13 protein-coding genes are annotated in these 14,272 nt (G+C 67.8%); 2 read left to right on the plus strand and 11 right to left on the minus strand.

What is annotated here, in order from left to right:
• Nucleotides 1–8: 8 nt before the first annotated feature.
• From mmsB to ACTJKY_RS18385, 4 genes are all read right to left on the minus strand, one after another.
• Nucleotides 9–881 (minus strand): 3-hydroxyisobutyrate dehydrogenase, encoded by an 873-nt coding sequence (gene mmsB / locus ACTJKY_RS18370; RefSeq protein ID WP_440847543.1) that lies wholly within the window; start codon nucleotides 879–881, stop codon nucleotides 9–11.
• Nucleotides 882–1,014: 133 nt separating this feature from the next.
• On the minus strand, nucleotides 1,015–1,791 hold the full coding sequence (locus tag ACTJKY_RS18375; RefSeq protein WP_440847544.1) for an enoyl-CoA hydratase: 777 nt from the start codon (nucleotides 1,789–1,791) through the stop codon (nucleotides 1,015–1,017).
• Between the two features lie 12 nt (nucleotides 1,792–1,803).
• Entirely contained in the window at nucleotides 1,804–2,841 is a 1,038-nt protein-coding gene (locus ACTJKY_RS18380) for an enoyl-CoA hydratase/isomerase family protein (protein WP_440847545.1), read from the minus strand.
• 127 nt (nucleotides 2,842–2,968) lie between these two features.
• A complete protein-coding gene (locus ACTJKY_RS18385; protein ID WP_440847546.1) occupies nucleotides 2,969–4,114 on the minus strand; it encodes an acyl-CoA dehydrogenase family protein in 1,146 nt (381 codons plus the stop codon).
• Between the two features lie 128 nt (nucleotides 4,115–4,242).
• Here ACTJKY_RS18385 and ACTJKY_RS18390 point away from each other — a divergent pair, with 128 nt between their 5' ends.
• Nucleotides 4,243–4,560, plus strand: a complete 318-nt coding sequence (locus ACTJKY_RS18390) for a GIY-YIG nuclease family protein (protein ID WP_440847547.1) — start codon at nucleotides 4,243–4,245, stop codon at nucleotides 4,558–4,560.
• A gap of 143 nt (nucleotides 4,561–4,703) precedes the next feature.
• Here the strand turns inward: ACTJKY_RS18390 and ACTJKY_RS18395 are convergent, their stop codons facing one another.
• Nucleotides 4,704–6,200: a CoA-acylating methylmalonate-semialdehyde dehydrogenase gene (locus ACTJKY_RS18395; protein WP_440847548.1), complete on the minus strand. Its 1,497-nt coding sequence runs from the start codon at nucleotides 6,198–6,200 to the stop codon at nucleotides 4,704–4,706.
• Nucleotides 6,201–6,294: 94 nt separating this feature from the next.
• Between ACTJKY_RS18395 and ACTJKY_RS18400 the strand changes: the two genes are divergently transcribed.
• The gene (locus ACTJKY_RS18400; RefSeq protein WP_440847549.1) at nucleotides 6,295–7,200 is read left to right on the plus strand and encodes a LysR family transcriptional regulator; all 906 of its coding nucleotides are present in this window, start codon (nucleotides 6,295–6,297) and stop codon (nucleotides 7,198–7,200) included.
• A gap of 16 nt (nucleotides 7,201–7,216) precedes the next feature.
• Here ACTJKY_RS18400 and treF read toward each other — a convergent pair whose 3' ends face one another.
• From treF to ACTJKY_RS18430, 6 genes are all read right to left on the minus strand, one after another.
• Nucleotides 7,217–8,794, minus strand: coding sequence for an alpha,alpha-trehalase TreF (gene treF, locus ACTJKY_RS18405; RefSeq protein WP_440847550.1), 1,578 nt, complete (start codon nucleotides 8,792–8,794; stop codon nucleotides 7,217–7,219).
• A gap of 73 nt (nucleotides 8,795–8,867) precedes the next feature.
• Nucleotides 8,868–11,555: a TonB-dependent receptor domain-containing protein gene (locus tag ACTJKY_RS18410; protein WP_440847551.1), complete on the minus strand. Its 2,688-nt coding sequence runs from the start codon at nucleotides 11,553–11,555 to the stop codon at nucleotides 8,868–8,870.
• Between the two features lie 104 nt (nucleotides 11,556–11,659).
• Nucleotides 11,660–12,652, minus strand: a complete 993-nt coding sequence (locus ACTJKY_RS18415) for a FecR family protein (protein WP_440847552.1) — start codon at nucleotides 12,650–12,652, stop codon at nucleotides 11,660–11,662.
• The gene (locus ACTJKY_RS18420) at nucleotides 12,642–13,139 is read right to left on the minus strand and encodes an RNA polymerase sigma factor (protein WP_440847553.1); all 498 of its coding nucleotides are present in this window, start codon (nucleotides 13,137–13,139) and stop codon (nucleotides 12,642–12,644) included. The genes ACTJKY_RS18415 and ACTJKY_RS18420 overlap by 11 nt, the downstream gene beginning before the upstream one ends.
• A gap of 175 nt (nucleotides 13,140–13,314) precedes the next feature.
• Nucleotides 13,315–13,824: a MucR family transcriptional regulator gene (locus tag ACTJKY_RS18425; RefSeq protein WP_440847613.1), complete on the minus strand. Its 510-nt coding sequence runs from the start codon at nucleotides 13,822–13,824 to the stop codon at nucleotides 13,315–13,317.
• A gap of 204 nt (nucleotides 13,825–14,028) precedes the next feature.
• On the minus strand, nucleotides 14,029–14,271 hold the full coding sequence (locus ACTJKY_RS18430; RefSeq protein ID WP_440847554.1) for a tryptophan 7-halogenase: 243 nt from the start codon (nucleotides 14,269–14,271) through the stop codon (nucleotides 14,029–14,031).
• Nucleotide 14,272: the final 1 nt, after the last annotated feature.

Below are 14,272 nucleotides of genomic sequence, written 5' to 3' on the forward strand. Positions count from 1 at the left end.
CGAGCCGATCAGAGCGTCTTGATGATCGCCGAAAAGTCCAGCCCGGCGCCCTCGCCGTCGACGAACGCCGCGTAGAGCTGCTCGGCGCGTTCGCCCATCGGCACCTGCGCGCCGACGCTCGCCGCCGCTTCCAGTGCCAGCTTGAGATCCTTGAGCATCAGCGGCGCGGCGAACCCGCCCTGATAGTCGCGGTCGGCGGGGGTCTCGGGGCCGACGCCGGGCACGGGGCAATAGGTCGTCATCGACCAGCTCTGGCCCGAGGAGACCGAGGCGATGTCGAAGAAGCGCTGCTGGTCCAGCCCCAGCTTCTCGGCGAGCGCGAAGGCCTCGCAGGTGGCGATCATGGTCGCGCCGAGGATCATGTTGTTGCAGATCTTGGCCGCCTGGCCCGCACCGCTGGCGCCGGCGTGGATCACCGCCTTGCCCATGTCCTCGAGGAAGGGCTCGGCGCGCTCGAACGCCGCCACCGCGCCGCCGACCATGAAGGTGAGCGTGCCGGCATTGGCTGCGGTAATCCCGCCCGAGACCGGCGCGTCGACCGCGAGCAGCCCGCGCTGGGTCGCCGCTTCGGCGACGCGGCGGGCGGTGGCGACGTCGATCGTCGAGCAGTCGATCAGGATCGCGCCGGCCTCGGCATGGTCGAGCAGCGTCTCGGTGTAGAGCGCCTCGACGTGACGGCCGGCGGGCAGCATGGTGACGATCGCCTCGGCGCCGGCGATGGCTTCGGCGGCGTTGGCGGCGGGCAGGCAGCCGGCCTTCTTCGCGCGCTCCAGCGCTTCCGGGGACAGATCGAAGGCGCGGACGTCGTGGCCGGCCTTGGCGAGGTTCGCCGCCATGCCACCGCCCATGTTGCCGAGGCCGATAATCGCTACGCGTGCCATTCAGGTACTCCCCTCCCGCTTGCGGGAGGGGCTGGGGGTGGGCGCTCCCTCTCCACAAGCGATGGTGTCGCGGATGCCGGGGGCCCACCCCCCGGCCCCCTCCCGCACGCGGGAGGGGGAGTGGTTCAGTGACTCAACGCCCCGTCCAGTTCCCCGGACGCTTCTCGACGAAGGCGGTCATGCCTTCCTTCTGGTCCTCAGTGCCGAACAGCGCGTGGAACAGGCGGCGCTCGAAGTGGACGCCCTGGGAGAGGCTAGTCTCGAACGCGACGTTGACCATTTCCTTGTTCGCCTTCACCGCCAGCGGCGGCATCGCGGCGATCGTCGCGGCGGTCTGCACCGCTTCCTCGACCAGCTCGGCGGCAGGCAGGATGCGGCTGACCAGCCCGGCGCGCTCGGCCTCGGCGGCGTCCATCATCCGGCCGGTGAGGCACATCTCCATCGCCTTGGCCTTGCCGACCGCGCGCGTGAGCCGTTGCGAGCCGCCCATGCCCGGCGAGACGCCCAGCTTGATCTCGGGCTGGCCGAACTTGGCGGTGTCTGCCGCCAGGATGAAGTCGCACATCATCGCCACTTCGCAGCCGCCGCCCAGCGCATAGCCGGACACCGCCGCGATGATCGGCTTGCGGGTGCGGGTGAAGGCATCCCAACCGGCGAAGAAGTCATGGCCGTACATGTCGGCGAAGCCCTGGGCCTGCATCTCCTTGATGTCGGCACCGGCTGCGAAGGCTTTTTCGCTGCCGGTCAGCACCGCGCAGCCCTGGGCCGGATCGGCATCGAAGGCGCGCATCACGTCGAGCAGCTCGGTGAGCACCTGGCTGTTGAGCGCATTGAGCGCCTTGGGCCGGTTGAGCGTGATCAGCGTGACGGCGCCGCGCTGTTCGACGAGGAGGGTTTCATAAGCGGACATGTTCTTCTCCGTTCAGGGCTTCCACGCCGACTCCGCCGGCAACGGCGCGAAGATGGCGTCGATCGCGGCGCTGTCCACCGCTTCCGGGGTAGAAGGCGACCAGCGCGGGGCATTGTCCTTGTCGACGATCACGGCGCGCACGCCCTCGGCGAAATCGGGCAGGCGGCAGACGCGGGTGGCGACGGCATATTCCTGGACCATCTCGGCGGCGAAATCGGGCATAGCGCGCCCCTCGCGGACGATCCGCAGCGAGACCTTGCAGGCCTGGGGCGACTTGGTGCGCAGCGTGGCGAGGGTGGCGGCGGCCCACTCGCCGTCCTCGGCTGCGAGCGCGGCGAAGATCTCTTCCACCGTGTCGCCGGCGAACAGCCGGTCGATATCGGCATAATGGGCGAGGATCTTGGCGATCGGCGGCTCGGCCGAGAGGTCGTCGAGGATCGCCAATGCCTTGTCGGGCGCGGTGGCGATCTGCGCCTTGGCGGAGGCCAGCGCCTCGGCCGGCAGGTAATGGGTGGCGAGGCCGAGCGCGAGGCATTCGGCACCGTCGAGCCGGTGGCCGGTGAGCGCGAGATATTCGCCCATCCGTCCGGGCAGCCGCGAAAGATACCAGCCGCCGCCCACGTCGGGGAACAGGCCGATGCCGGTTTCGGGCATGGCGAACTTGGTGTTCTCGGTCGCGACCCGGAACCGCGCCGGCTGGGAGATGCCGACGCCGCCGCCCATCACGATACCGTCGGCAAAGGCGACGATCGGCTTGGGATAGGTGAACAACCGGTGGTTGAGCCGGTATTCGATGCGGAAGAAGTCCGCGGCGCCCTGGCCGTCGCCGGCGCCGCTATCGGCGATCATGCGGATGTCGCCGCCGGCGCAGAAGCCGCGGCCCTCGGCATGGTCGAGCAGCACGATGTGGACGGCGTGGTCGCCCTCCCAGGCGTCGAGCGCGTCGAGCATCGCCTGGCACATGCCGGTGTTGAGCGCGTGCAGCGCCTTCGGCCGGTTGAGGCGGAGGCGGGCGACGGGGCCCTCGATCGCGGTGAGAATTTCCGTCATGCCGCCACCCCCTGAAAGTTCCAAAAGTTCCGGGAAACGGACATCAACCCGGCTTCCTCCTCGACGCGTGGGGCACACGTATTAGAACAAAGCATAAACGCGTTGCTGTAGGAAAGCATTTTCGACCTCAGCCCTTCAGCAGTTCGCGGCCGACGATCATCCGCATCACCTGGTTGGTGCCCTCCAGGATCGAGTGGACGCGGAGATCACGCCAGAAGCGCTCGATCGGATAATCCATCAGATAGCCATAGCCGCCATGCAGCTGCAGCGCGCGATCGACCACGGCCGAGCCGGTATCGGTCGCCAGCCGCTTGGCCATCGCGGCGAAGCGGGTCTTGTCGCCCGTGCCCGCGGTCACCTTGGCGGCGGCGAGGTAGAGCAGCGCGCGCGCGGCCTCCAGCTCGGTCGCCATGTCGGCCAGCGTGAACTGGGTGTTCTGGAAATCGGCGATCGCCTTGCCGAACTGCTTGCGCTCCTGCGTGTAGCGGATCGTCTCGTCGAGGCAGCGCTGCGCGCCGCCCAGCGAGCAGGCGCCGATGTTGAGCCGCCCGCCGTCGAGCCCCATCATCGCGATGCGGAAGCCCTCGCCCTCGGCGCCGACCAGATTTTCCATCGGCACGCGAACATTGTCGAGCATCACCTGCGCGGTGGGTTGGCTGTGCCAGCCCAGCTTGCGCTCCTGCGCGCCGAAGCTCACGCCCGGCATGTCCTTCTCGATCGCGAGGCAGGAAATGCCCTTGGGGCCGTCTTCGCCGGTGCGGACCATGGTGAGGTAGAGATCATTCTCGCCGCCACCCGAGATGAACTGCTTCGAACCGCTCACCACATAATGATCGCCGTCGCGCACTGCCCGCGTCTTGAGCGCCGCCGCGTCCGAGCCCGAGCCCGGTTCGGTCAGGCAGTAGCTGGCCAGCCGGTCCATGGTGACCAGGCTGGGGAGATACTTGTCCTTCACCGTCTGGCTGCCGAAGCGGTCGATCATCCAGGCGGCCATGTTGTGGATCGAGATGAAGGCGCTGGTCGACGGGCAGCCATAGGCCATGGCCTCGAAGATCAGCGCCGATTCCAGCCGGCCCAGGCCGATGCCGCCCGATTCTTCCGAAACGTAGATCGACGCGAAGCCCAGTTCTGCCGCGGCGCGGATCGTGTCGCGCGGGAAGATGTGCTTCTCGTCCCACTCGGCCGCATGCGGGGTAATCGCATCCGCGGTGAACTTCTGCGCCATCTCCTGGATCTGGCGCTGGTCGTCGGTGAGGTCGAACTGGTGGTTCATGATGCCTGTTGTCTCAAGCTGTCATCCCGACGAAAGTCGGGATCCATTGGGGTCGCCGGATCGGCTCTTTCCGAGGCGGCGTGGCGAATGGATCCCGGCTGCCGCCGGGATGACGGTGGAGGGGTGAGGTGGACAAACTGCCCTGCGTCTACATGCTCGCGAGCGGGCGACATGGCACGCTGTATACTGGGGTAACGTCGGATCTGATAGCACGCATCCATCAGCATCGAAGCGGCACCGTGCCGGGCTTTACCAGGCGCAACAACGTCAAGCGGCTGGTCTGGTATGAGGTCGGCGGCGATATGGCGTCCGCGATCAAACGTGAAAAGCAGCTCAAGGAATGGAAGCGCGACTGGAAAATCGTGCTGATCGAGCGCGAGAACCCCTTTTGGGAGGACCTTGCGATCGGCCTCGGCTTTCCTCCGCTGGACGCCCCAAACCCTTGAGCCGTCACTCTTCCTTCCGTCATCCCGACGAAAGTCGGAATCCATTCGCCACTCGGTAGCAGCTGGAGCCGCGACGGCGACCCCAATGGATCCCGGCTTTCGCCGGGATGACGAAATAGAGGGGAGCGACGTCCTCAAGCGCGTCACCCCATGGTCGGGATGACGAAGGCATTGCTACCCTCGGCCGCGCCGTCGGGCCAGCGTTGGGTGACGGTCTTCACCTTTGTCCAGAAGCGGACGCCTTCCATGCCGTGCTGGTTGACGTCGCCGAACGCCGAGCGCTTCCACCCGCCGAAGCTGTGATAGGCGACCGGCACCGGGATCGGCACGTTGATGCCGACCATGCCGACATTCACCCGCGCCGCGAACTCGCGCGCGGCATGGCCGTTGCGGGTGAAGATCGCGACGCCGTTGCCGTACTGATGCTCGCTGGGCAGGCGCAGCGCGCTCTCGAAATCGGGGGCGCGGACGATCTGGAGGACCGGGCCGAAGATCTCTTCCTGATAGCTCTTCATCGCGGGCGTCACGCGATCGAACAGCGACGGGCCGATGAAGAAGCCCTCTTCATGCCCCTGCAGCTGGAAGCCGCGACCGTCGACGACCAGCTCGGCGCCTTCGTCGACGCCGGTCTGGATCCAGTTTTCCACACGGGCCTTGTGCGCGGCGTTGACCACCGGGCCGTACTGCGCCTCGGCATCGGTGGAGACGCCTACCCGCAAGGCCTCGATCGCCGGGATCAGCTTTTCGCGCAGGGCATCGGCGGTCTTGTCGCCGACCGGCACCACCACCGGCAGCGCCATGCAGCGCTCGCCGGCTGAGCCGAAGGCCGCGCCGGACAGATCCGCCACGACCTGGTCGAGATCGGCATCGGGCATGACGATGCCGTGGTTCTTGGCGCCGCCCATCGCCTGGACGCGCTTCCCCGCCTCGACGCCGCGGCGATAGACATAATGCGCGATGTCGGACGAGCCGACAAAGCTCACCGCGCTGATCGCCGGATGGTCGAGGATCGCGTCGACCATTTCCTTGTCGCCCTGCACCACCTGCAGGATGCCCTCCGGAGCGCCGGCCTCGAGCATCAGCTCGGCGAGGCGGACGGGGACGGAGGGATCGCGCTCCGAGGGCTTGAGGAGGAAGGCGTTGCCGCAGGCGATCGCCACCCCGAACATCCACATCGGGATCATCGCCGGGAAGTTGAACGGGGTGATGCCCGCACCGATGCCGAGCGGCATCCGCATCGAATAGACGTCGATGCCGGGGCCTGCCCCTTGCGTATACTCGCCCTTGAGCGCGTGGGGGATGCCGCAGGCGAACTCGATCACTTCCAGGCCGCGCTGGATGTCGCCCTTGGAATCGGCGATCACCTTGCCGTGCTCGGCGGAGAGCAGGTGCGCCAGCGCGTCCATGTTCGCCTCGACCAGTTCCTTGAAGCGGAACATCACGCGGGCGCGGCGCTGCGGGTTGGTCGCGGCCCAGCCGGGCTGGGCGGCCTGGGCGGCGGCAACCGCGCGGTCGAGATCGGCGGCGGTGCCCAGCGCCACCTGCGCCTGCACGGCGCCGCTGTTGGGATCGAAAACGTCCGAGCGGCGGCCCGAACCGCCGCTGGAGTGCCCGACGATCACATGATCGATAACCCGCATCAGAACCTCTCCGCGCCATCAAAGCTGTTGGCACGCACTCTAGATTGTGCATTTTTGCGGGCAACAGCGAAGAACGCATGCGGGAGCTGCATAAATGCAGGCGGTAGACTGGCGAGACCTACAGACCTTCCTTGCCCTCGCGCGGACGCGGCACATGGCTCGGGCGGGCGTGACGATGGGCGTCAATGCGACGACCATCGCCCGTCGCCTGCGCCGGCTGGAAACGGCCTTGGGTACCACCCTGTTCGAACAGGCGCGGGACGGCCAGGTTCTCACCGAAGCCGGCGAGGCGCTGTTCGCGCGCGTCGAGGCGATCGCGCTGACCGCGGGCGAAATCGAGCCCCAGCGCACGGGGCGAACCGCCGCGCTTTCCGGCACCTTGCGCATCAGCGTGCCCGAAGGATTGGGCAGCAACCTGCTCACCCGGCATGTCGGCACGCTCGCCGCGGCCCATCCCGACGTCACGCTCGACATCGTCGCCAGCAGCGGCTTCCTGTCGCCGTCGAAGCGCGAGGCGGATATTGCCGTCATGCTCTCGCGGCCGCGCGCCGGCCCGGTGATCGCCCGCAAGCTTACCGACTATGCCCTGCAGCTGTTCGCGACCAAAGGCTATCTCGCCGCCTTCGGCATGCCGCACCAGCCGTCCGATCTGCGCGAGGGGCACCGTTTCACCAGCTATATCCCCGATCTGATCTATGCGCCGGAGCTCAATTATCTGGACGAATTCGGCCCCGGGCTCGTGCCGCATCTTCGGTCGTCGAGCATCAATGCGCAGTATCGCATCGTCCGCTCCGGCGTGGCGATCGGGGTGCTGCCCGCCTTTATCGGCGGCAGCGACCCGGCGCTGGTGCCGGTATTGCCGCAGCGGCGGATCCTGCGCACCTTCTGGCAGGTGACGCACAAGGATTCGCATCAGCGCGCGCTCGTCCGCGCCGGCCGCGAATGGCTGTCCCACATCGTCGAGGCGGAACGCGCGCTGCTGCTGCCGAAAGCGGGATAGCCTCTGCGCCCCAGCTTCAGGGGGCCTTGTCGGTGCCCTGCTGGTAGTGAAGATCCAGCAGCGCGCTGGTCACGCCATTGGTCCAGCCGAAGCCGTCCTGCAGCGGATATTCGCCGCCGCCGCCCGGCACCTGCTCCTCCACATCATATTTCTCGAGCATCTTGCCCGTCGCGCGATAGGCGCGGTCGACCGTCGTCAGCCAGCGACCGGCAATGTCCGCCGCCAGGTCGCGCTGGCCATAGCCGGCCAGACCGTCGATCGCGACCCATTGCAGCGGCGCCCAGCCATTGGGCGTATCCCATTGCTGGCCGGTGCGATTGCCGGTGGTACGCAGGCCGCCGGGGGCGAGCAGCTTGGCGCGCACGGTGGCGGTGACGGCGCTCGCCTGCTCGGCATTCGCTGCGCCGACGAACAGCGGGAACAACGTCGCGGCCGAGAGCACCGGCGTCGCCTGCTGCCGGCGCCAGTCATAATCGGCGTAGCGCTGCCCGTCGCCTAGCCAGAGATAGGTGTCGATCGCCTTGCGCCGCTGGGCGGCCCGGTGGGTGAAGTCGGCCGCGCACTCCGCATCGGCCAGCGTCGCGCAGCGCTGCGCGATCCCGCGCTCCATCGCCCAGAGCAGGCTGTTGAGGTCGACCGGCACGATCTCCGTCGTATGCACGGTCGCCAGCGTCTTGCCGTCGGCGAGCCAGCGCGAGCTATAGTCCCATCCGCTTTCCGCCCCCGCCCGCAGGTCGCGATAGACCGCGGTGAGCGGACGGCCGGCGGCGGCCTTGGCGGTGTTCACATCCTCGCGATAGCTTTCGTCGCGCGGCGTCTCGCGTGCATCCCAATAGCGGTTGAGCAGGCTGCCATCGGCCATCCGCACGACATGCTCGCAGGCTGCTTGTGCTGCGGTGATGCAGCCCGCCCCGTGCATCCAATAGCCATATTCGCTGCGCAGCGCCGCCAGCCGCGTGCGCAGCACCGCCGGATCGCGGGCGTCCGACAGATCGAGCATCAGCGCGAAGAAGGGCGGCTGCGAGCGGCTGAGATAATAGCTGCGCGTGCCGTTGGGGATATGGCCGTAGCGCTGGATGAGGCTCACGAAATCGCCCAGCATGTGATCGATCATCGGCTGCTGGCCATCGACCCGCAGGCCCAGCATGGTGAAATAGCTGTCCCAGTAATAGATCTCGCGGAAGCGCCCGCCGGGCACGACATAGGGCGCCGGCAGCGCCAGCGCCGAGCTGCCCGGCTCGGGCGGCAGCGCCGGGCGCGACAGCACCGGCCACAGCGCCTGGACATGGGCGCGCAGCCCCAGCTTCTCCTGCGGCGCAGGCGCGCCATTGCCCGGTGCGGGCAGGGTGAAATGCGCCTCGACGAACGCCTTCAGCGCTTCGCGCGTCTTCGGTCTGGCCTTGCGATAGGCCGCCAGGATCGCTGCGGGCTTCTCTCTGGGCACCGCATCGACGAAGGTCTTCCCGTCCGGAAATACCTGCGCCATCTGCACCGCATCGAACAGCGGGCCGAACAGCTGGGCCGGGCTTTGCGGCTCGGGATCGGTCGCGGCGACGCACAACAGGGCGGCGAGCGGGAGCAGGCGGCGGATCATCGGGTCATCCTCATCGGGCGCACAACGCACGAGGCCGGCCGAGCGCTGCGCCCGGCCGGCCCCTCGGGGGTGTTCAGAAGTGGTAGGACGCGCTGAACAGCGCCGACCGGCCGAGGATCGGGCGCGCGAGGATCACCCCGCTGCCCTGCGATCCGATCGTACGCGGATTGCCTTCTGTCAGGCCGATCGTGTCGGTGATGTTGTCGACCGAAGCCTGCAGCGTGATCCGCTTGGTGACGTCCACGGTGAGCCCTGCGTCCCATTTGTAATAGTTGGGCAGCAGCTGGGCGTTCTGCACGTCGGAGAAGCGGTCGCCGATATAGGTGACCGAGGTGAAAAGCGTCGCCTTGCTCTCCGACCCGAACTCCACAGAATAGGCGGGCGAGACGCGCCACTGCCATTTGGGCTGGCGCTGCACCCGGTTGCCGGTCAGGTTGGTCGCGCCATTGTCGGTGAAGAAATCGCGATACTTGCTGTCGAGATAGGTGCCCGAAAAGCCGATGGTGAAGTTGCGCACCGGCCGCAGCTCGCCCTCCAGCTCGACGCCGGTGGCCTTCGCACCTCCGACCGAGGCGATCGGCGCGCCGCTGGTGATCACCGTGGTGGCGAGGCCGTTGAAGTCGTTGTGGAACACGGTGAGATAGGCGCTCGCCAGATCGGTCGAGACCTTCAGCCCGCCCTCATAGGTATCGACCCGCGGTGCCACCGTGATGCCGTCGCGGAGGTTGTCGAAGAAGGGGAAGCTGTTGCCGCGGCTGTAGCGCAGGAACAGCCCGATCGAGCGAGTGAAGTCATAGTTCGCGCCCGCCGTCCACGACCATTTCTCGCCGCGATAGCGGATCGTCGAAAAGGTGCCGTTCAGCACCGCGTCGTTATTGTCGTAGAGCGTGTTCGGATTGCCATCGAGCCCGCCCGCCGGTGCGGTGCCGTTATTCTCCAGCGTCCCGTCGACCGAGTGGTGCTGGTAGCGCAGGCCCGCGTCGAGGCGAAGCTGGTCGTTCACCTGCAGCTCGTCCACCGCATAGACCGCCGCATCCTTGCCGTCATAATCGGCATTGACGTTGAAGGTCGATCCGCTGGTGAAGCCGTTGCGGGTGACGATGCGCCCATCGGCGAGCGTGAGGTTCAGCCGGCGCGCATTGGGCTCGGCGGTGAGCAGCTGGCTGTTGCCGAGGTTCCACAGGTCGCGCGACGAATAGGCGGCATAATAGACCCCGGCCGTGAACGTGTTGCCGCCCTTCTTCCATTCGAGCGCGAGATCGTTGGAGAAATTCTCGATGCTTTTCTGCACGCGCCACAGCCCGGCCTCGACCACCTGGGTGGTGCCGGGCACCGCCTGGCCGCCGTTGACGAAGCTGAGGCTGCCGATCGTGCCGCCCTTGCTCGCCGCATAGGCCGAGGCGCTCTGCGGCGGGGTGCCGCCGGGGACGAGGCCGGTGGTGTTGGCATCGCCCTTCAGCCAGCTCAGCCGATCGCGCAGCTTGAAGCCGTCGCCCAGCCGATATTCGAAATTGCCGCCGAGATTGACCACGTCCGCCCCGCGCCCGTCGGCCAGGTCCACCCGGGTGCCGTCGTTGAGTACGTCCAACCGGGTCTCGCCGCCCGCGAACGTGCCGGTGCCGGCATCGAAATTGCCGTACTGGCTAATCTTCTTGCCGTTCTGCACCACCGGGATCGGCAGCAGCCACTGGCCGCGATCATTGAGGTAGCGGCCGAACACCAGCACCGAGCCATTGTCGAAGTCATGCCGGACATTGGCAGTGATCTGCCCGCCCTTTTCGGCGGTGAAGCGCGGATCCCGCACCCCGTTGCCCGCCGAATAATAGCCGCCGACCATATAGGTCGTGCCCGCACCCAACGGCCCGGAGAAATAGCCGTCGGCACGCACGTCGCCATAGCTGGCGACGCCGAGCTTGAGCAGATTGTCGGGCGTCGCGCCGCCCTCGCGCTGGACGAAGTTGATCGTCAGCCCCGGCTGGCCCGAGGAGAACAGCGCGCCGGTGCCGCCGCGCACCGCCTCGACCCGCTTCAGGGTGGAGTCGATGCGGATCAGCTGCGAGTTTTCGAGGAAGGAGAGCGTCGGCGGCGAGAAGATCGGCACGCCTTCGGACTGGATCGTCACATATTCGGCGTCGCCGCCCGAGGGGTAGCCGCGCACGAAGATATTGGCGCCGTTCTTGCCGCCCGAACTCTCCACGCTGATGCCCGGGACGACGCGAAGCACTTCGGCGGTGCTCGCGGGTGCGAGCCGCGCGATCGCCGCGTCATTGATCGTGGTGACGGCGAAGGACGCGTCTTGGCGGCGCGTGCCCGCGCCGGCGGTGCCGGTCACGACGATTTCGGGATCGTTGGCAGCGGGTTCCTGCTGCGGGTCCGCCGCGGCGACTTGCGCTTGCCTGGCCCGCACGGCGGGTGCGGCCGCCGCTCCCTCGGTGCCGCCGCCCTCGACGACGAAGGTGCCGCTGGCGGTGGTGCGGTAGCGCAGCCCGCTGCCCGCGAGCAACATCGCCAGGGCGCGGTCGACGCCGTAGCGGCCGCGCAGCTCGGGCGCGCGCTTGCCGCGGACGAGGTCGGGCGCGAACAGGATCTGGCGGCCGCTCTGCCGCGCGAATTCGGTGAGTGCGGCGCCGAGATCGCGGCTGCCGATCGCCAGGCTGACGGTGGGTTCGGCCACCGGCGCGGCGAGCGCGGGGGTGAGGGCGCAGGCGGCGACGCCGGCGAGCGCCAGGCTGCGGACGAGCGTGGAAAGGGTACGGGGCATCAGGATCCTCCCAAATCGGTTCACGAGGCGCCATCTTCTGCAGCGCTTCTACCCGCCATGACGCAGCCGATCCGAAAACCCGAACCTGCCCCCGCGAAAAATCTTCAGCGGCGGCTGGAAAGCTCGATCGTGCCGTCGGTGCGCGTCACCGCGGCGACAGGGAAGCTGGTCTCCAGCGCCTCGGCGAAGGTCGCGCTCTCGCCGGTCCTGAAGGCGCCGCTGATCCGCAGCGCGCCGGCACGGGCATCCTTCACCACCAGCGCGTGCGGCGCATAACGGTTGAGCTCGGCCACGGCGTCGGCGAGCGGCGTGTCGGCGAACACCACCAGCCCCTCGCGCCATGCCTCGATCTGGCGGGCGTCGCCGCCGTGGCGGAGCGTCACACGATCGCCGCGCGCGACCAGCAGGTCGTTAGGCACCATCGCCACCTTGCCGACGGTGACCTTGCCCTCGACCAGCAGCACGGTGGTGCGATCGGCGTCCAGCCGCACGTCGAAGGCGGTGCCGTGCGCAATCACGTCCTGCGCCCCGGCGGTGACACGGAACGGCCGCTTCTGCCCCTTGGCGACTTCGAACCAGGCCTGGCCACGTTCGAGGATCAGGTGGCGCTCGGTCGGGGTATAGGCGACGCGGACCGAGGTCGCGGTGTTGAGCGTCAGCCGCGAGCCGTCGTCGAGCATCATCGACAGCCGCTGCCCGACGCCGGTGCTGAACAGCCTGGTTTCGCTGGTCGCCACGGCAGGTGCCGGCGCGCGATGCTCCGCGGCATACCAGCCGGCCAATGGCAGCGTGACGAGCGCCAATGCGGCGAGCGCGGCGCCGGCCCGCTGCTTGCGAGCGGTGGCGCGGGCGCGGTGCACCGCGACGCGCGTTGCGGTTGCCTGGCGAAGGGCCAACAGCTCGGGATGCGCGGCCAGTGCACGGGCGCAGTCGTGCGTGGCCTCGACCTGGGCGAAGGCTTCGGCATGGGCAGGGTCCGCCGCCCGCCACCGCGCGAACGCTTCGGGCGGCGGGGCATCGGGGCCGCGCGCCAGCCGCTCGTGCCAGAGTGCCGCCTCGGTCGCGATCATCGCCGTGGCGATAGAGTCAGTCGTCACGCCACGCCTCCAATGCCGCGGTCACATGCGCCAGCGCACGCGCCACATGTTTCTCCGTCGCCCAGGTCGAGATGCCGACCAGCCGGGCGATGTCGCCGATCTTCAGCTCCTCCAGCACCCGCAGCACGAAGATGTCGCGGGTACGTTCGGGCAGCTCGAGCAAGGCATCGCGCAGCCGAAGCACCGCTTCCCTGCCTTCCAAGACGCGCTGGGCGGAAAAATCCGAACCGGGATGCGCTTCGTCGTCCCAGCTTTCGTTCACGGCGCCGCCGCGGGCGGCTTCGCGGCGGGCACGGTCGCGCAGCGTGTTGGCGGCGGTGACGAAGAGGAAGCGATCGGGCTGGTCGATCGCGCCGGGATCGGGCATCCGGCTGAGCTTGAGGAAGACGTCCTGCACCAGATCGGGCACGTCGTCGCGAACCGACACCCTACGCTCGAAGAAGCGTGCAAGCGGGCGGGCGTAGCGGCGCGCGAGCTGATCCAGCAACGCGCCGCGTTCGCCTTCCCCACCTCTCACCCTGCGCGGCCGCATCTCGCTCGTGCTCCCTGGCGGCCGATGATGCGCGGATGCGGCGCGGGAGACAAGGGGCGCAGGCGCGCTGGCGGGGATGCCCCCGGCCGCACCTGCGCCCGATCATGGCGCGTGCCGCTGCCGCCGACGCTCAGGCGGTGGCGGCAGGCTTTGCGCGCGGCTTCCGCGTCGGCGTGGGTGCGGGCGCGTCGGCAGTGGCGTTGCGCGCCGCCCGCCCCCTGGCACCCAGCCCGATCTTGTGGGCCATGGCGCGCCGCTGTTCCGAATAGCTCGGCGCAACCATCGGGTAATCGGGCTTCAGATTGTAGCGTTCGCGATATTCTTCGGGCGTGAGGCCGTGCGTGCTGAGATGGCGGCGCAAGGTCCGGTACGGCTTGCCGTCGATCATCGAGATGATGTGATCTTTCGAGGCCAGCGACTTGCGCACGGAAACCGCAGGCGCGAACGCAGTCGACGCCGTTTCTTCGCCGGCATCCTCTGTCGTGGTAGCATTGTCTGCAAGCGCAAGCACATCTGCATGCATCTTCCGCAGAAATGCCGAAACATCATCCAGCGTCGCACGATTATTCGGGTTGGAAAGCCAGGCGATCGTCAGATCGCTTGCGAGTTCAACAGGATCGAGGCGAATTTGATCAGGCATGCTGCGTCCCTCTTCGTTGTTGGGCGGCTTTAGGCCGCCAATCCTTATAGAATAGATCAAAGCTTGCGTCTGCTAAATATATTAGATCCGAAATACAACGCTTCTCTTCCGAGGCGTGCTAGTCGAAGCCTGACACCTGTTCGACAGCATCTCGGCGTTTACATGCGTGTCCTCATGCGAGCGCATGGGGTCGCCGGAAGTTCACTATTCGCAAGCGACGCGCGCTGCGGGCAGCCGAGTCAGATCGGCGATGCCGCTCTGGATCAGGGGATGCCGGTGGACTCTAGCGGTTCGAGGAAGCCGCTCTACAGGCCAAGAGCGATGATGTTGCGCGACCAGCTCTCGCCTCGACGGCCGGTGCTGAAGCGGGATCCGCCATTGCCAGCCGGCGGTGCGCGCGGTGGAACGGGTGAAGGGACAGCGATTGCCGGCATGGGCGCCGGCCACC

This window comes from Sphingomonas sp. 22176 (assembly GCF_052045505.1).
Classification (GTDB): domain Bacteria; phylum Pseudomonadota; class Alphaproteobacteria; order Sphingomonadales; family Sphingomonadaceae; genus Sphingomonas.

What these genes read in the sequence shown, in the direction of transcription:
- mmsB (WP_440847543.1), bottom strand. Translation starts at nt 881, where the DNA reads ATGGCACGCGTAGCGATTATCGGCCTCGGCAACATGGGCGGTGGCATG.
- ACTJKY_RS18375 (WP_440847544.1), bottom strand. Translation starts at nt 1,791, where the DNA reads ATGTCCGCTTATGAAACCCTCCTCGTCGAACAGCGCGGCGCCGTCACG.
- ACTJKY_RS18380 (WP_440847545.1), bottom strand. Translation starts at nt 2,841, where the DNA reads ATGACGGAAATTCTCACCGCGATCGAGGGCCCCGTCGCCCGCCTCCGC.
- ACTJKY_RS18385 (WP_440847546.1), bottom strand. Translation starts at nt 4,114, where the DNA reads ATGAACCACCAGTTCGACCTCACCGACGACCAGCGCCAGATCCAGGAG.
- ACTJKY_RS18395 (WP_440847548.1), bottom strand. Translation starts at nt 6,200, where the DNA reads ATGCGGGTTATCGATCATGTGATCGTCGGGCACTCCAGCGGCGGTTCG.
- ACTJKY_RS18400 (WP_440847549.1), top strand. Translation starts at nt 6,295, where the DNA reads ATGCAGGCGGTAGACTGGCGAGACCTACAGACCTTCCTTGCCCTCGCG.
- treF (WP_440847550.1), bottom strand. Translation starts at nt 8,794, where the DNA reads ATGATCCGCCGCCTGCTCCCGCTCGCCGCCCTGTTGTGCGTCGCCGCG.
- ACTJKY_RS18410 (WP_440847551.1), bottom strand. Translation starts at nt 11,555, where the DNA reads ATGCCCCGTACCCTTTCCACGCTCGTCCGCAGCCTGGCGCTCGCCGGC.
- ACTJKY_RS18425 (WP_440847613.1), bottom strand. Translation starts at nt 13,824, where the DNA reads ATGCCTGATCAAATTCGCCTCGATCCTGTTGAACTCGCAAGCGATCTG.